The sequence below is a fragment of the Paenibacillus sp. YSY-4.3 genome (assembly GCF_054767475.1).
The window spans coordinates 161,111-176,945 of sequence record NZ_BAABMC010000007.1; the positions used below are offsets into that span (position 1 = coordinate 161,111).

At 49.7% G+C, this 15,835-nt stretch carries 15 protein-coding genes; 1 reads left to right on the forward strand and 14 read right to left on the reverse strand.

From position 1 onward, the window contains the following. The first annotated feature begins 55 nt into the window (after nucleotides 1–55). Nucleotides 56–577, forward strand: coding sequence for a C40 family peptidase (locus ACYUJT_RS20410; RefSeq protein WP_460325701.1), 522 nt, complete (start codon nucleotides 56–58; stop codon nucleotides 575–577). 150 nt (nucleotides 578–727) lie between these two features. Here ACYUJT_RS20410 and ACYUJT_RS20415 read toward each other — a convergent pair whose 3' ends face one another. The 14 genes from ACYUJT_RS20415 to ACYUJT_RS20480 all read right to left on the reverse strand — a co-directional run bounded on the left by ACYUJT_RS20415 (nucleotide 728) and on the right by ACYUJT_RS20480 (nucleotide 15,799). After that, nucleotides 728–1,405 carry a winged helix-turn-helix transcriptional regulator gene (locus ACYUJT_RS20415; RefSeq protein WP_460325703.1) on the reverse strand — a complete coding sequence of 226 codons (678 nt, stop codon included), beginning with the start codon at nucleotides 1,403–1,405 and terminating at the stop codon, nucleotides 728–730. A 112-nt stretch (nucleotides 1,406–1,517) separates the two neighbouring features. Continuing rightward, nucleotides 1,518–2,597: a MoeB/ThiF family adenylyltransferase gene (locus ACYUJT_RS20420; protein ID WP_460325705.1), complete on the reverse strand. Its 1,080-nt coding sequence runs from the start codon at nucleotides 2,595–2,597 to the stop codon at nucleotides 1,518–1,520. Nucleotides 2,598–2,651: 54 nt separating this feature from the next. Further along, a complete protein-coding gene (locus ACYUJT_RS20425) occupies nucleotides 2,652–4,199 on the reverse strand; it encodes an ABC-F family ATP-binding cassette domain-containing protein (RefSeq protein ID WP_460325707.1) in 1,548 nt (515 codons plus the stop codon). Between the two features lie 88 nt (nucleotides 4,200–4,287). After that, a complete protein-coding gene (locus ACYUJT_RS20430) occupies nucleotides 4,288–5,268 on the reverse strand; it encodes a hypothetical protein (protein ID WP_460325709.1) in 981 nt (326 codons plus the stop codon). Next, on the reverse strand, nucleotides 5,255–5,806 hold the full coding sequence (locus tag ACYUJT_RS20435) for a hypothetical protein (protein ID WP_460325711.1): 552 nt from the start codon (nucleotides 5,804–5,806) through the stop codon (nucleotides 5,255–5,257). The genes ACYUJT_RS20430 and ACYUJT_RS20435 overlap by 14 nt, the downstream gene beginning before the upstream one ends. Nucleotides 5,807–5,818: 12 nt before the next feature. Next, a complete protein-coding gene (locus ACYUJT_RS20440; protein ID WP_460325713.1) occupies nucleotides 5,819–6,238 on the reverse strand; it encodes a hypothetical protein in 420 nt (139 codons plus the stop codon). A gap of 7 nt (nucleotides 6,239–6,245) precedes the next feature. Further along, nucleotides 6,246–6,743, reverse strand: a complete 498-nt coding sequence (locus ACYUJT_RS20445) for an ABC transporter permease (RefSeq protein ID WP_460325715.1) — start codon at nucleotides 6,741–6,743, stop codon at nucleotides 6,246–6,248. Nucleotides 6,744–6,761: 18 nt separating this feature from the next. Further along, nucleotides 6,762–8,825, reverse strand: a complete 2,064-nt coding sequence (locus tag ACYUJT_RS20450) for a hypothetical protein (RefSeq protein ID WP_460325717.1) — start codon at nucleotides 8,823–8,825, stop codon at nucleotides 6,762–6,764. Then, entirely contained in the window at nucleotides 8,815–10,620 is a 1,806-nt protein-coding gene (locus ACYUJT_RS20455; RefSeq protein ID WP_460325719.1) for a pilus assembly protein CpaF, read from the reverse strand. The genes ACYUJT_RS20450 and ACYUJT_RS20455 overlap by 11 nt, the downstream gene beginning before the upstream one ends. 3 nt (nucleotides 10,621–10,623) lie before the next feature. Continuing rightward, nucleotides 10,624–11,472: a hypothetical protein gene (locus ACYUJT_RS20460; RefSeq protein ID WP_460325721.1), complete on the reverse strand. Its 849-nt coding sequence runs from the start codon at nucleotides 11,470–11,472 to the stop codon at nucleotides 10,624–10,626. After that, nucleotides 11,469–12,161 (reverse strand): hypothetical protein, encoded by a 693-nt coding sequence (locus ACYUJT_RS20465; RefSeq protein WP_460325723.1) that lies wholly within the window; start codon nucleotides 12,159–12,161, stop codon nucleotides 11,469–11,471. The genes ACYUJT_RS20460 and ACYUJT_RS20465 overlap by 4 nt, the downstream gene beginning before the upstream one ends. 23 nt (nucleotides 12,162–12,184) lie before the next feature. Further along, nucleotides 12,185–13,075, reverse strand: coding sequence for an SAF domain-containing protein (locus ACYUJT_RS20470; protein ID WP_460325725.1), 891 nt, complete (start codon nucleotides 13,073–13,075; stop codon nucleotides 12,185–12,187). Further along, nucleotides 13,076–14,578: a serine/threonine protein kinase gene (locus ACYUJT_RS20475; protein ID WP_460325727.1), complete on the reverse strand. Its 1,503-nt coding sequence runs from the start codon at nucleotides 14,576–14,578 to the stop codon at nucleotides 13,076–13,078. Between the two features lie 180 nt (nucleotides 14,579–14,758). After that, nucleotides 14,759–15,799: an SAM-dependent methyltransferase gene (locus tag ACYUJT_RS20480; RefSeq protein WP_460325825.1), complete on the reverse strand. Its 1,041-nt coding sequence runs from the start codon at nucleotides 15,797–15,799 to the stop codon at nucleotides 14,759–14,761. Nucleotides 15,800–15,835: the final 36 nt, after the last annotated feature.

A 15,835-nucleotide genomic window follows, 5' to 3' on the forward strand; every position in this document is an offset into this window, starting at 1 on the left:
CCTGTTATACTTCAAATCGAGCCGGTCAAAAAAAACTTTGGAGGTACAAAACAACATGAAATTATACACTTTAACCCAAAAAGTATTGACAGTAGGTATCGTATCAGCTATTGGTTTCGGAACTATGCTTGCTGGCGGCGTCGGTACAGCACAAGCGGCTTCAGCTCCTCAAAGCGTAGAAAGCGTTGCTGTTTCTAAAGGAACTCAAGTCGTCAACTTCGGAAAAAAATATATGGGCACACCTTATAAATTCGGTGCATCGACTTCAACAACAAGAGTATTCGACTGCTCTTCGTTCATGAAACATATTTTTAAACAATTTGGAGTTAACTTGCCGCGTACATCAGCTGCTCAATCGAAAGTAGGGGTTGCGGTTTCCAAAGCAAACCTGCGTCCGGGCGATATGGTCTTCTTCTCCAGCGGCAGCCGTTCGACAGGAAGCAATATTACACACGTAGCCGTGTATGTGGGCAACGGTAAAATCCTGCACACTTACGGTAAACCTGGGGTAACGATCTCTGATTTGAACTCCGGAACATGGAAAAGAACTTACATCAAAGCTCGTCGCGTACTGTAGTTTGTATTGATTCGATCACGTCCGAATGATAGCATCAGCAGATCCTTACGTTATGGCAATGGGACTGTATAACTGACATATTATATTCTTCTTCTTGCAAAAGAGGCTTCCCGGCAGATTACTTCTGTCAGAGGTAAGCCTCTTTTGTTATCAATGCATCATATAGCCAGTTCCCCGGACCGTGTGGATAATCTTTCGAGCGCGGCCTCGGTCGATTTTTTTACGTAAATGGCGGACATACACGTCCACGACATTCGTGCCCGTTGCAAAGTCATACCCCCATATCTCCTGTAAAATATCATCACGGCGGCAAACGGTATTGGCACGTTTAGCGAGATAGACGAGCAAGTCATACTCCTTCGGTGTCAGCCTGACGATATCCCCTTCCCGGAACACCTTGCGACTTTTCGGCTCAATACGCAAATCCTCGAAAATGATTTCGCTCGGTTGGCCGTCGTTTAATCTCAAGAACAGCCTGATCCAATGCTCCATTCGCACAGTCAGCTCTCCGAAAGGGACGCTGCCGTCCACCACGTCGCTCGCCCCGGCTGCGAACGCCTCGGCAAGCTGCTCCGTGCTGCGTTCAAGGAGCACGGCTATGACGGGAAACGATAACACACCTTCATGGGCTTTAAGCAGCGCCAAAGCGTCGACGTCCGAAATTCCTTTTTCAACCAGCATAATATCTGGCTTTTGCTTAAGCAGTTCTTCCTTCGTCACATCTTTGTTGCAAAACCACGTGACGTTATATCCCGCTTCCTTCAGCTGTCGGTACAAGCGACTGCTCTCCCGGGAATCCCCTCCTGCCGACAATATGTGAACTTCCATACGATTCGCCGCCCACCTTCTGCTTCCACATCCCGAATTTATTAATTAAGATGGACAAAACGCAAACAAACCATTCCTAATTTAACGGAAATGGTTTGCTGCTTTATTTGTGTTAGCCGAAGTACCTGTCATAAAGCACTTTAGCCTCTACAATATCCTTCGTTCCATGAATCAACGCCCGTCCGTCATTAAATAATACCAGTCGGCGCTCCCCAATCGTAAAGGACAGCAGAAATTTATTGAATTCTGCCGTTCCTTCCCCGAGACGCATCAGAGTTTTGGCCGTTTCCTCCAAATCCCACTTCCGCGGCTTGGCGGGACGGATTTGGACGGTATCTCTGCCGCAGAGCACTTCGGTCTTTCGCGAACCGGAGTGGGACAAGTACGGATAGGTCGGTTGAGAGCCGCAGGACGGACAATCCTGCTTACGGGCTGCATCCATCTTGAGCGATGCCTGCTCATTGCGCCATAAGTCGAACGTCAGCAGTGTCCCTCGAAGGTGATCGGTCTGTCCCGTGAGGAGCTTCAGCGCTTCCGTCGTCTGATGAGCAACGACCGTCTGAACCGCAGGCGGTATAATCCCTGCCGTATCACAAGTATCGCCACCAAGCGGAATCGATCCCAACAGACAGTTCAAGCAAGCGGTCACCCCCGGCAAGATCGTATACGTAATGCCATAGCTGCCAACGCAGGCCCCGTAAATCCAGGGAATTCCCTCCTTCTGAGAGATGTCGTTGATGACCATTCTCGTGTCAAAATTATCGGTAGCATCCAGTATTAGCTGGATTCCCGGCAACAAGGAGCTTATCTCTGCGTAGGTCACGTCCATAACATGGGCTTCTATGGCAACTTCACTATTGATAGCCTGCAGCCGCTTCTGGGCAGCGATTGCCTTGGGCAATCGGAGCTCGGCATCTTCTTCCGCAAACAACTGCTGCCTTTGTAAATTACTCCACTCCACGTAATCCCGGTCCGCTATGACAACGCGCCCAACGCCGGCCCTTACGAGCGTTTCTGCAATTCCCGTTCCCAGCGCTCCGGCGCCTACCACAAGAACTGCGCTTTCCGACAGCTTGCGCTGCCCTTCCGGACCGATCATCGCAAAACGTTCCTGCCTGGAATACCGGTCCGTCCGGCCTCTTAGCCCCGTGGACAAGAGTGCAGCTGAGGATTCAGATCGATTGCCTTGCATTCCGCTCTCGCTCCTTTTCGTCAGAAACTGTGAGTTAACTATACGACAATTGCCTTATTTGGTGGACCACTGCTCGACGTCCCAAACCTTCGTTACCCAGTCTTCATAGAAGTCGGGTTCGTGGGATACAAGTAACACCGTGCCCTTGAACTCCTTCAGCGCCCGCTTCAGTTCCTCCTTGGCAACAACGTCCAAATGGTTCGTCGGCTCGTCAAACAATATCCAGTTCGTCTCACGCATCATCAGTTTACAAAGGCGTACTTTGGCTTGCTCACCACCGCTCAGCGCTCTGAGCTGGCGAGTAATGTGATCGTTCTTTAGGCCGCAGCGCGCCAAATGCGCCCGCACTTCATGCTGGTTTAGATGCGGAAACTCATTCCATACGTCATCGATCGGCGTTGCGTTTCCTGGACGTACCTCCTGCTCGAAATAAGCAGGATACAGGAAGTCCCCCTGGTACGTTTTGCCGCTGATCGGCTGGATTTTACCGAGAATTGTCTTCAGCAGCGTCGATTTACCGACGCCGTTACAGCCGACAATGGCGATTTTCTCGCCCCGTTCAATCGTCATCGACATTTTAGGCAGCAGCGCATGCGTATAGCCAATTTCAAAGTCGATGCCTTCAAATACCGTTTTTCCGCTCGCTCTCGATTCCTTGAAGCCGAATACAGGCTTTGCCGCCTCCTCAGGCTTGTCGATCCTTTCCAGACGATCCAGCTGCTTCTCCCGGCTCTTCGCCCGGCCGGAAGTCGAATACCGCGCCTTGTTGCGTTGTATGAAATCTTCCTGTTTCTTGATAAATTCCTGCTGTTTCTCGTAAGCTTCAATATGCTGGTTCTTGTTCATATCCGCCATGTCCAGGAACTTCTCATAATTCGCCGTATAACGCGTCAGTTTGGCAAATTCCAAATGATAAACGACGCTGACGACTTTATTCATGAACTCCGTATCATGTGAAATGAGCATGAAGGCGTACGGATAATTTTGCAAATAGCTCGTGAGCCACTGGATATGCTCCACATCCAAATAGTTTGTCGGCTCATCCAGCAGCAGCACGTTCGGCTTCTCCAGCAACAGCTTGGCCAGAAGCACCTTCGTCCGCTGTCCTCCGCTTAAAGCCGAAACGTCACGGTCAAGGCCGATCGCGGACAAGCCTAGACCGTTCGCCATTTCCTCGACCTTCACGTCGATCAAATAGAAATCGCCGATATCCAGCTGCTCCTGAATTTCACCCATTTGCTCCAGCAGCAGTTCCAGCTCCTCGGGCGAGGCATCGGCCATTTTCTCGGTAATCGCCATCATTTCTTGCTCCAGCTCAAGCAGCGGAAGAAATGCATCCTTCAATATATCACGAACCGTCTTGCCAGGTGTCAGCTTCGTATGCTGATCGAGGTAACCGTACCGAACCTTCGGCGTCCATTCGACTCTTCCTTCATCCTTTAGGATCTGTCCGGTCAAAATATTCATTAAAGTGGACTTGCCTACACCATTTGCCCCGACCAAGCCGACATGCTCACCGGCCAACAAGCGAAACGAGACATTTTTGAACAAGGTACGGTCCCCGAAATTGTGGGAGACGTTCTCTACAGTTAATAAACTCATATTAGTGACCCATACTCCTTCTATATGACATTCAAGAACCTATTTTAGCATAAGAGGGAGATGGTCTGAAACTGTTTTTATTAAAACGTTAGCGGCAGTCATCCTCATAATATCCTTTAGCAGCGGCAGCCCTGCGGTTCGTGAATGCTTGTTCAGCGCGGTAAATGGACGGGCAGCCTTCCCGAAAATAGTAATGAAGTCCCGTCGTTTCATCGATGCCTCCAACCAGCAGCTTGCTTTGCATCAATCGTCCGCCGCCAAAGGCATAATTGTTATAATAACGATCACCCACCGGAATGCCCTGCACAAATACAATCACACCGACATCATTGAGAGTATTCGTCCATTCCTCTTGGGACAAGGTCGGCAATGTAAAAAGATAATTCACTCCGATCCGCGCTGCGTACTCGTTATGACGGTTCATGTATCCCGCTAAATCCACTTCGATAGCCCGCACAATCGTCGCTCTCCTAACTTGTTCAAACGTCTCTGTATCTTGCAGCAACGGAATGGCAGTCGTAAGCTTAAGCTCACTTTGTCTGCCTCGCTGCCACTCGCCTGAACGGCTCTCATATGCGGTCACGGCATCATCCAGTGTGAAGGCAATGCTATTGCCGGTCTGATCCATATAAACATAAGGCCTCTTCGCCCTCCAACGATGCGATATTTCAGGCAAGCCTGTGCTAGCCTCAATGCTCTCATGTAAGGCGTATATAGAATATCCGTCATATTCAATGACTGCAATCGCCGGTATATAAGCCATCATCGCACTCTGGGCATACGGATCATCCTCGATACCCAGGTTGATCGACAACGTCTCGATAAATGCGGAAAGGGCTTCCTCTTTATCCGTTCTCATATATTTCGCCGAACCATAACCCGCTTCGAAATGCTGCCGTTCATTCAGGTTGAGAGCGTGGGCAGCATCCTGTACAGCCGTGCGAAGAGCTGAGGTATAACGCAACTGCAGCCGGTGAGCTTCCTTTAAATCCCCGGTATGCAGATGAAGAACCCATAGGAGAGGTGAAGCAATCAGAACGAAAATAATCGCCCAGTCAGTAATCTTCATTGAGCACCATCCCCCCGTAATTCAAGACATTCCATCCGCCCGGCTTTGCAGCCCCGTATAATAATTCATTCAACACCGTGATCGGCGTTCGCTCCAAACCTGTAATAGTTACCGTGAAATAATCACCGATTTCCATTTCATATCTGAGGTCCCCGCTTACGCCGGCAGAAGCTTGTTCAGGAAAAAGCAATGGCAATATGTCATGTTCATAATAAGCTTCATAATGAATGCTGAAGCGGTTAAGAAAGGAACCGGGATCGGATGGGTCGCTGTATTCGGGATGGTATTTTTTGTGCCTGTGCTCCAGCTCAATTTTGTATTCGCCTCCCGGCGCACCAAGCTCAGTCACGAACTCCGTGTACATCCCTGGAGATAAATATCCTTTGTTCCTGACCGCATCCGCAAACCGAACCAGCGTGTTATAAGCCGCAAGCGCCCGATAATCCTCCTCCCGCTGTGCCGATTGAACAGCCGGTACCAAATACAGCAAGACGACGGCCAATAGCGCTGCAAAAATTTTAGATAGAGCGTTTGACATCGTTCAGCCCCTTTATTTCTTTTGAAAAGCTATTTTTCGCATGCTTCCTGCGGAATCATATTCCATCAGCACCTTATAGCTCGCCTGTAAATCCAGGAAGGCTGATACTCTCATTACAGCCGCATCCTGCAAAAAGTAATCGTCGCTGCCTGCTTCGTTCAAATCTGCTGTCCTACCGTCAATTTCTACAATAACGCCTTGTCTAGCCAATTCTCCCAAGCTGTACATGATCTCAGCTCCGCTGTAACGTTCATCCCTTACTTCAATGCCAATCGCAGTATGAATGCTATCCTTTTGCCCTTGTGTAAAAGGAATTAACCGATCCAATACGTCCTGCTCCAGACGGGACTGATCCGCTGCAAGCCACAAAGCGCTTAGACATCCCATGCAAGCGATAAGCAGCCAGAGAAGGCTTTTCAGTGTGCTCTGCATATCATCATTAAGGGGATGCCAGCACAGTCGTCTGCGTAAAAATAATTCCTCTCACGACGTTCGAATTGTCCTTAATGACTTTAGCTTTGAATTTGCCGCTCGGATTGACGTATTCATCCAATATTTCGTTCCAGGAATTGTTGATGTTGCCGAGCTTATCGCTTATGACAGCGCCGAAATCTTCAACCGGCACATAATCGCCTACGCGTAGCATATTGCCGTACCACTGGCCATTCTTATTTTTCCCGGTCTTCACCTGAATTCCGAATTGCTCACGGTCCTTGAATTTTCTGAGAGCATTCGTTACTTGCGATCCGCTAACCGTCGTATCGTCATACACCGTAAATGATGCCTGCGACAACTCAGTTTGGATATCCGAAAAATTATTCTGCGCCGCCTTGGTCGCCTCTTGTGCGGATACGAATAAAATAACCACGATCGTTATAAGAGCAATCGTCAGGAAAATACCTGCTGCGACTTTTAATGCGGATGAAGCGTTATTCATAGTTATTCCTCCAAATCGTTATAATTTCTGAATATGCTCAAAATATAAATCCATTTGTTTGAAGCTCATCCAGATGAGCGGGATGACCAAGTAAGCAAACACGAGGCTGTACATCGGCGTAAAGCCAATTATTCGTCCGAGTTCTGCCCGGGTATTCAGTGATTTCTCGTAATCGAGGCGCCTGCGCTCAAATTGAAACGACATCTCATGCTCGAGATCATCGAAAGCCTTGTCAATGGTGATTTTCTCCGCAGCCAGCAGCAGCTTATCCACGAACCGCCCGAAGTCTTCCAAAGTAACTTCTTCTTTCATTTCCCTAAGTGCCCTTTCCCCGCCCTGGCTGTAATTCAGAAGACATTTCTCTATCGGCACTTTGAAAATTACGGCATAAACGTAGAGCCATTCCAAAATTTCCTCTACCGAAATCCGCTCCAGCTCTTTAAAAATCCCCACCATCGTCATGAATTGATAGACTTCTTGACGCATATCCGAAAGCCTCATTTTACGTTGGAACCACAGCAGCCACAGCGGCATCTCGAACGCTAAGCAGCCTGCCGCCAATGCGGCTGCAACTTCCCACCATTTCAAATACTCCTGGTCAAGCCTGTTCAGTTTATCGATGATCCGGCCCGCCATGGCAGTCAAATCGTCATGGTCCAGCGTCTCTCCATGTGCAGCAACAGCTGTCTCTGCAGATTTAAACGCAGCGTCATATCCAGCCTGGGAAGACATGCCCAGCTCTTCCATCGCCGTTTTCTCAAGTGATGCTAGCCTATCGGCTCCCCCCTTCTCTTGAGGAGTCATCGTGCCGAAGAATATCGTACTCTGCGGCGGTTCCCGTAGGATCTGATGATGCGTGACCGCATGCAGTATAATGCAAAGGGCGATTGTCGATATAAAAGATAGCAGGAACAAGCCAACCCTTTTTAACTGAAACCATTCGACCCTCGTTTGCAGGTTGTTATCCTTGAATAATTGCGTTAGCCGATAGTAAGAAAACGATGAACGAGGCGGTACGAACCACAGGACGGCGATTCTTATCCAGCGGACTTTGTAAACCCTTGCATCCCAGGATTTTTTGCTACCAGATGCCCGATATGATGTCTCTTCTTCGTTTTTTAATTTCTGCAGCAAAATATAAGAGATCAGTATGATCAGAAAAATCAAAATCTTGAGCACGATCCCCGCTTTGCTTAAATAAAAATGATCCATGAGCGGGAAGTTCCGTCTGGCCCAAATCTCGATCGGTCTTGTAAAGAACAAAGGCGCAAGGGCAATAACATGCAGACCCTTAAGTAAATAATCCAGTTTATTACGGCGAATAAGATCCAGATGGACTTCTTGCGTCAGACTGGCGATTGCCCGCAGATACACCGAGCCCTCCTTCGAAGACTTATCGCCGAATTCCAAAACCAAGCTGGATATTCCCGCAAACGCCTTTAAAAACCGATTGGGCGCCGTCTCGTAATACTGCTCCAATGCTTCCTGCTGCTTGGGCGCAGTCAACGCTTCATTGATTCGATAGGCATGGGATCCGATTTCCTCCCCGATCCCTTCCGCCGCTTCGTCTATCGCATCGTTAATCATGCCGTGGCGGTGATAAGCATGGCGCACCGCCGCGAAAAATTCCAGCATTTGCTCCAGCAGCTTGCGTTCGAGGCGATTCACAAAACCGTCCAGGAACAGCCCCTGCAAAACCGCTGCCGTAATCAATAATGTCATGAAAAACAATATGCTCGGATTCATCCAGGTCAGTAAGGCTATACCCAGGCCGAAAGTAAGCAAAATAACATAAACAAGCGCCATCGTCTTCCTGCGCAGCTCAAATTCGGCATACGTATGCATCAACGACAATTTACCGCGCACCTTGCGGACGTAATAGCGCAGAGGGGGTACCTTCAGAAATACGGCATACGATCGCAAAAGAAAACCGGTAATATGCTTGCGGATGTGAACAGCTAAGCCCCGACTGCCGTCCGCATGAGATTCAAAGCGGGAAATACGCCTAGATGCCACCCATAAACCGATAAATAACAGCATAGAGATAAAGAGAATCCAGATTAATACAGCCCTAAGCTCCAATGTTTTCCCTCCAGTAACGATCCAGAAAGAGCGCAAAAGCCGCACTGTCCTCTACCGTCATTTCTCCGGCCATCTCCCGTCTCATGCTCAGGGAGATCGGCTCAACAGGGATATATTTACCGTTCCGGTATTCCAGCACCACCCTCTCACGGTAGCCTTCCTTATGGCGTTCGCATTCGGTTATTTTCTCGATATATCGCCGGCCGGACATATCTTTCCGCAAATGAACATCGAAATCGATCACGCTAACGACCTGCAGCTCCGCAACCTGTTCGTCACGAAACATGCCTGTCTTTAGCAAGGAATTGCGCAGCGAGTCGATTAAATCACGGAACGTTTTGGCATGATGGGTAAACAAGGTGAATAAGCTCGCTACCTGCGCCATCTGAATCATCCAAGCCGCAACATCATCGGTGGCTACTTCGCCAAGAATATTCACAGTACCGTCCGTTTTCTTCTGAAGATCCAAACCAGCCTGCCCCGAGATATACTCCGTCTCCCGGAACGTCAAAATATTTCTATTGCTGTACAATTTGCGCAAGTTCAGTTCAAAAGACATCTCTTGAACCCTTAATGTATAGGTGGGATAAATGTGTCTCACTAAAGCCATCAGCAACGTCGTCTTGCCGGAACCCTGCGAGCCGGTAATCGATGTAATCCGATTGCCTTTCATCAGATATTTGAGCATGCTTACCGGCAATTCCGCATCTTCCCCGTCAATGAGCTGCTCCAGCGCCGCGCTTCGCAAATCGAACTTCCGGACGAAAAAGGCCCACGACTCGGCAAAGGGCGGTCGAACGACGACAACCCGTGAACCGTCCTTCATTTCATTGACTTTGTACCCGTTGGCCTCAGTTAGCTGGCCTGGCAAGTTATATTTGTAAATGTTCTGGCAAACCCGCTTGAGCTCAGCCTCTTCTCCGAAATTCAGAAAAGATAAGCGAATGCTTTTTCCCTTGTAAAAAATCCAGACACTCTCCCAAATCCGGGCTTTTGGCTGACCATCTTCATCGTCCGCTTCTTCACGGCCTTCCCTTCCTAGCCCGGGTCGGGGCCGCACGTTATCCCCGTCATCATCCATAGCAGCAATGCCGTTCACCCCTCCGCTAAACCCGTCAATCCGCTGTTCACAAATTTCATCCACTACCGAAAATCCTTTATACTGCTGGTAGACTCGCTGTACGAGAATATCCAGTTTCTCCCGAAAATCGAGCTCCCGGTATTCGGCATAAAATACCTCGTCGATATCCTCGTCGTTGATATCGTAATAAGCAGCATCCTGTTCGTTCAACTGCTTGGGCTCATCAAGGCGATATATTTCAATCAGCATCGCTAAAGCCTCGTCACCGAAGCGCTGGGCATACAGATACAAGACGATTTCGAAGCGATCCTGCGCAGTCAACCGTTCGCGTTGGTGAAAAGGAATATACTTGCCGATCGTCTGCTCATTGACACCGCAGCCCTTCACCAGCAAATCCTTGATATAAGATTTCACGTACCGCTTATCTCCGCGATCGCCCCAAGTGCAGCACCGAAGTGCTTTGCGGAGCTCTGCACGGCTCTTCAATTTACGTTGCCAGGCGTCCTCACTCAAGCCCCAATCGTTCAGCTGGGCCCTGCTCAATTCGTGAAGCTGTTTTTTTACATAGACAACAAGCGTATCTATTGGAGAGGCCTCTTCATGAATGACCGATTGGGCGGGGGGCTTCTCCGTGGCACGAGCTTTGATCCATACATAAACTACGCCCAGGAGTAGTACGCAGAATATACCGAGCAGGTTGGCCAATTGAGTCACTTGTCATGCTCCTTTCACTTTGCTGTCCAGCGCGGTCTCGTTGGCCCGCTCCTTCGATGAAAGCGCTAGGCGGACGAGCTCTTTACAGCTGAATAAAAATTGCTCCCTTTCATAGCCGCGCCCCTTCAGCAATCGGTACCGCCGGAAAAAGGATATGATATCCTGGCCGTTCCACGCATCGCTAAACTCTGTATGATACGGAATGCCAATCATCGGTACATCACAGTTATAACGGCGCTTAATATTTTGCAGGCTCCATTTGGAAGCGGCGTCATACTGGTGGACAACAATAGCCTTAGGCATATCACAGGTAGCCCACTCGATCCTTCCGTTCATTTCAAAAAACGTATCCAGCTCAACCCGATTTTGACGTAGTACCGCAACAAACGTATCTTCATTACGAAGCATCCCGCTATCCAGAGACATCGCATCGACGCCGGATAACTGCATAACGATGATGTCATAGTACCGCTCTGCGATATTCAAGATCGCTCCCAGCCCTGTAGTAAGCAGCGACTCTCTCGGGGCACTCATCGGCTTTAGGCCATCTGCTAGATCGAGCCTCCCCGGCAATAGAGGATAAGTGTAGTCTGTCATATCTGCCTGAAGCAATCTTCCACTTTCGGCAAGGCGCATCAGCGCCTCCATGCCATAATCCTGAACAGGCAAGCTCAGGTCGATGTCGAGCCCGTCATCCCGCAATAAAAATCCTTCCTCTATGCCTGTACCCGCAATTCCGCAATTTATGAGCAGCAGATGATGTTTCTCGTGCAGGCCCGCTTGTACCCCAAAGGCCGCAGCCACCTCAGCCGAACCGCCATAACCCATATCCCAAAACACAACTTTACTCATGCCTGCCTCCTTTCGGCTTTGCGCAGCGCTTTTTTGACCGTTTTGGATTCCCAGCCGGCCAGTTGACTTATCAAATCCGCAATCGCCCGCTTGTAGGCACGGGTAATCCGGTTCATGCGCAAGGTTTGTGAATGCTCATTCTCCGTTTGCACAGCAATATTGATTTCATCCCAGGGGATTCGAATATTCGCTTCCGTCCATTCGATAGGCAAATCCTCCATCAAGCTCATCACATATCGTTCATCGACATAGGTGTCCATCGTTCGCGTAAACACAGGGTGTACCTTCATCCCCCGAAGCTGCGGCCATGTCATGAACAAACGGCTGTAAAACTCGCAGCTGTCAGCAATTTCATAGCGGTCATAACTTGCAACCCAAATCACCTGCCATGCCTCACTCCATACCTGCCCGCTTGCCGGGAGCAGATGATTAACATCGTACAGGCAGTAATCATATGCTTCGAAGCGCTCCGCCTCATCCATTTCCGACCCAACACGAACAACATCAAACCCGTTAAATTCAGTAATTTTTTCTTCTCCCCCTGTGATTCCCCCGATCACATACCGGTATTTCCCTCGATCAGTTGCATCGATCAACAGAACGCGACATCCCGATGAAGCCAACACCTTGCATATATAAAGCAGCAAATCTCGTTTATCCACAGCCCCGGTAAATATCCACCGTTCCACTAAAATCAGCTCCTTATCGCGTATTAGGGATCTATCTCGAAACTGTCGCTGTAAGACGCCGCCTGTGCGTTTCGATCAGCTTGGCGTCCGGCGAACTCCGCCGCATTCTGGGGCGACATGACGGACAAATCAGCTTCTAATAATTGCCGTGTGGAATGGGATAAAGCATGCTCGGCCCGCGAAACAATATTGGGATCTTTCTTAATCAGCTCCAATACGGCCTTGTTGGCCGGGTAGGTTGGGATTGCCTTCGCCTGAAGTTGTGGCTCTACGTAAGCAAGCGCGTATATCGAAGCTTTATGCAAATATGCATCAACGATCGCGCTGGAAAGAGACAATATTTCCACTTCATTTAGCGTTACCGTCACCGAGCCTCCGTTCAATTGCTCAATCTTCTTCTTGGACAGCAGAATATAATCTTGTCCGGTCGGGAATTGAATGCGCACGTCAACGACATCATTGTTCTGAAGCATAGCCGGAAGCTGGACAAAACCCATTTCCCTCCAGCGCAAATCATGAGGCGTAGGCTCGTCCGCGTACAATAAACCAGGCGTTAGCAGCGTCTGAGACGCTAAAGCGATTTTGGTATTTTTGCCAATGATCTCCTCCTTTGACTTCATAAAATTTGCGGGTACGCTGTCTGCCGGAAGCTCCACTCTCCTTAAATCCTCAGAACGGATAGGATGTCCCGCGGAAATATCCCGGGCAAGCATCCATCCGGAAACCGATCGGCGCTCCTTCTCCGCCATGAGCTCCTGAATTTTGTTTTCATATTCCTGAACAAGGTTAGTCCTCATGTGATGTACCTGCCTTGCTTGATATATGGCGTAACCAGCAAACAGGATACCGACTACCCCCGCGCCTGCTAAACTTGCAATCATCAACTGTTTCGTCCGCTGTCTCAGTCTGGACATCTAGCTGCCGCCTCCTTTCCAACGTTTTCTCCTAAAGCTAAAGCCCATCCCTTCAATCCGGGAACTTTTTGCTGCCTGGGGATAGCATATATTCATCACTTCGCCCACAAGCGCCTGATCTGGTTCAAAGGGATCGCTTTCCTCAGCAATCTCATATACCCGATCGGTGCCTAAATGCTTGCGGAGCCGGCGCAGTGCACCCCGTCCCCCTAAAGGGACGAAGCAAACCCATTTGCGCCGGACCGCTTCGCCGACCCGGAATCCGATGTTTACCGCCTCCTCCTCCCGCCATTCAGCTCCGGAAACAACGAGGATCGGTAAATCAGCTCGAGCGAATTCCTCAATCAGCTCCTTCCTGCCCGCGGAACCAAGATCGCAGACCACAAATTCATATCCGTCAGCAAGCAGCTCGATCCACTCAGCCCGTGCCAGATGACGGACATAGTCGACCGCATGAATTCGAAACCGCCGCGGTACGGAAGAATGACCTGCCCTCGTCTTCATCCGGCCCGTAACGGCCAGGGCAAGTTGCGTAAAAGCCCCTGCTCTCGCCTCCATCTCAACGATAGCCACGCGCTTGGAAAAACGGGATAACGCATGAGCGACCATTATAGCTGTATGCGTAACCCCAATCCCGGGACTCGCCCCCATAATTGCAATTACGGTGCAGCGGTTTCCTCGCCCAGCCTCCTTATGTTCTTGCTCCCCAGCAATTATCGTTAACGCCCGGCTTGTCGCTATCGCCGATTGGTACCTGTCCTGAGGCTCGACCTGCAGCAGGCGCTGCAGAACCGGAAGCAACCGCTCATAACCATTACTCTGAATTACGCTTGCCGCCTCCTTGGACCAAACGCTGTGGATCCCGTTGGTTCCGAGATAAAGCAGCACCGCTCCCAAGGAATATAAATCCGTCCGGCAATCGCTTTGTCTGCCCCCATACTGCTCCGGCGCAGCAAAACCGACCGAACCGATTAACACGGTATCCTCCGCCTGATCTTCCTTGTATTTCCGGGCAATGCCAAAATCAATAAACCTGACTTCCCCGCTCTGATCCACCAGCAGATTAGCAGGCTTTAGATCCCGGTGGATGATCGGCGGCTCTTGGCTGTGCAAATAATGGAGACCTTCGCAGATTTGCAGTCCGAAGGATATTAAAGATTGCAGACTCAACTCACTGCCTTGCCTCTCCGCATAGCGGTCTAGATGCTCTCCCTCCACATAGTCCATAATCATATACAAGTGTCCAGTTTCGAATGGTCTGCAGATGTCTATAATCCTCGGTAGTCTGTGATGATCCAAAGCGATTAACAGCGCAGCCTCCTCTTCCAATGAAATATCGAAATGCGGCGCCGCAGCGACTTCTTTCATCGCCCAAGCCTTGCCAGGCAGCTTTAAGTCAGATACTAAATAGACTCGGCTCATGCCGCCTGCTCCAATCAAGCGTTCGATTCTATACCTGCCAGCAATGATTTCGCCGGCAGCCAGCACCTCGACCAACGGCAAGCGGAAACCTCCTTCCACGCACAAAAAAAGGGAACGCATCCATGTTTGATGCCCCGGCCGGACCGGAGCAAAATCATGGGATACTTTCCCTTTGTTGGCTATTGTATAATTTTGGAATCAGTATACGTGATCGAACAGCGTTTTGTAAAGCTCTTTTTGCCGCTAATTTAATTAATGCTATTAATACTTAATCATGTATAACGTAATTTCGTCCCGATTGTGAAACAGTTGTTTCGCCCTTTGCACCTGCAGGCGTGACTCCTGAAACGTGCCAATCACCTCTTGAATAAGTGCCATCGGCTTCTTGCTCAGCAGCTTCACCGTAACGATGGCCGTTCCGCCGGGGGCCAGCGCATACAGCAGTTCGCTAACTAGCTTCGCCGTCAGCTTCGGGCTCCAGCTCATATCGCAGACCAGCAAATCGAACTGATGCTCCCGAAGCTTTACCTCGCCTGCATTTTTTCTAAGTATGGTTAGATTCAGAGCATTTAGTAGCGATGGGTGCATTTTGGCCGGATCCACCGCCGTCACGCTAAGCCCTCGCTCTAGCAGAAACGATGTCCAACCCCCAGGAGCGGCGCCTATATCCAGCGCCTCGCGAAAAGCTGCAAAGTTTATCCCGAAGACAAGCTCCGCCTCAAGCAGCTTGAATTTTGCACGGGATATTTGCCCCTCCTCTCGTTGAAAGCGCACAGCGCCGCCGTTCCAGTCGGAAATGTTGTCAGACGGCCGTGATACTCCTGCATAGATGAACTCTTTCCCTACGAACACTGATAGAATGTATTCGGCATCGCGAACGACGAAATCTGCGCTTAACCCGCTTAATTTACTTTGGATTAGATCTTTCAACTCTGATACCGAACCGCTCCAAAGCGAATGCTCTGATTTTCTAGGTTGTACGGCAATTCTTGCCGCATTTCTCAGCTGCGGATCGGATAGCGCAAATTCCGCCAGTTTCTCCATTCCTTTCGTAAACTCATCTTGCTCAAGCCCATTCCACTCCCAATCGATATGGAATATATGCCGCAGAAAAACAGGCGGCTGAGTCGAAATCGCATCGATCACACGCTCTGCCGGTTCCTGCAGTTTCACGCGCAGCACTTCTCCTGGCATCACGACCGTACTCTTTACCGCACCGAATAATCTGCGAAGCTCCTCTTGCGCATACGGCGCAAAACCGTGATTAGCCGTGCAGATCCAGTGGCTCTCCACGCCTATCATATCGCCTGATCCGCTTATTGCAATATCTTGACTACT

Bases quoted from the DNA above. Each gene is read 5' to 3' on its own strand.
- ACYUJT_RS20410 (WP_460325701.1), top strand. From the start codon at position 56: ATGAAATTATACACTTTAACCCAAAAAGTATTGACAGTAGGTATCGTA.
- ACYUJT_RS20415 (WP_460325703.1), bottom strand. From the start codon at position 1,405: ATGGAAGTTCACATATTGTCGGCAGGAGGGGATTCCCGGGAGAGCAGT.
- ACYUJT_RS20420 (WP_460325705.1), bottom strand. From the start codon at position 2,597: ATGCAAGGCAATCGATCTGAATCCTCAGCTGCACTCTTGTCCACGGGG.
- ACYUJT_RS20425 (WP_460325707.1), bottom strand. From the start codon at position 4,199: ATGAGTTTATTAACTGTAGAGAACGTCTCCCACAATTTCGGGGACCGT.
- ACYUJT_RS20430 (WP_460325709.1), bottom strand. From the start codon at position 5,268: ATGAAGATTACTGACTGGGCGATTATTTTCGTTCTGATTGCTTCACCT.
- ACYUJT_RS20435 (WP_460325711.1), bottom strand. From the start codon at position 5,806: ATGTCAAACGCTCTATCTAAAATTTTTGCAGCGCTATTGGCCGTCGTC.
- ACYUJT_RS20440 (WP_460325713.1), bottom strand. From the start codon at position 6,238: ATGCAGAGCACACTGAAAAGCCTTCTCTGGCTGCTTATCGCTTGCATG.
- ACYUJT_RS20445 (WP_460325715.1), bottom strand. From the start codon at position 6,743: ATGAATAACGCTTCATCCGCATTAAAAGTCGCAGCAGGTATTTTCCTG.
- ACYUJT_RS20460 (WP_460325721.1), bottom strand. From the start codon at position 11,472: ATGAGTAAAGTTGTGTTTTGGGATATGGGTTATGGCGGTTCGGCTGAG.
- ACYUJT_RS20470 (WP_460325725.1), bottom strand. From the start codon at position 13,075: ATGTCCAGACTGAGACAGCGGACGAAACAGTTGATGATTGCAAGTTTA.
- ACYUJT_RS20480 (WP_460325825.1), bottom strand. From the start codon at position 15,799: ATGATAGGCGTGGAGAGCCACTGGATCTGCACGGCTAATCACGGTTTT.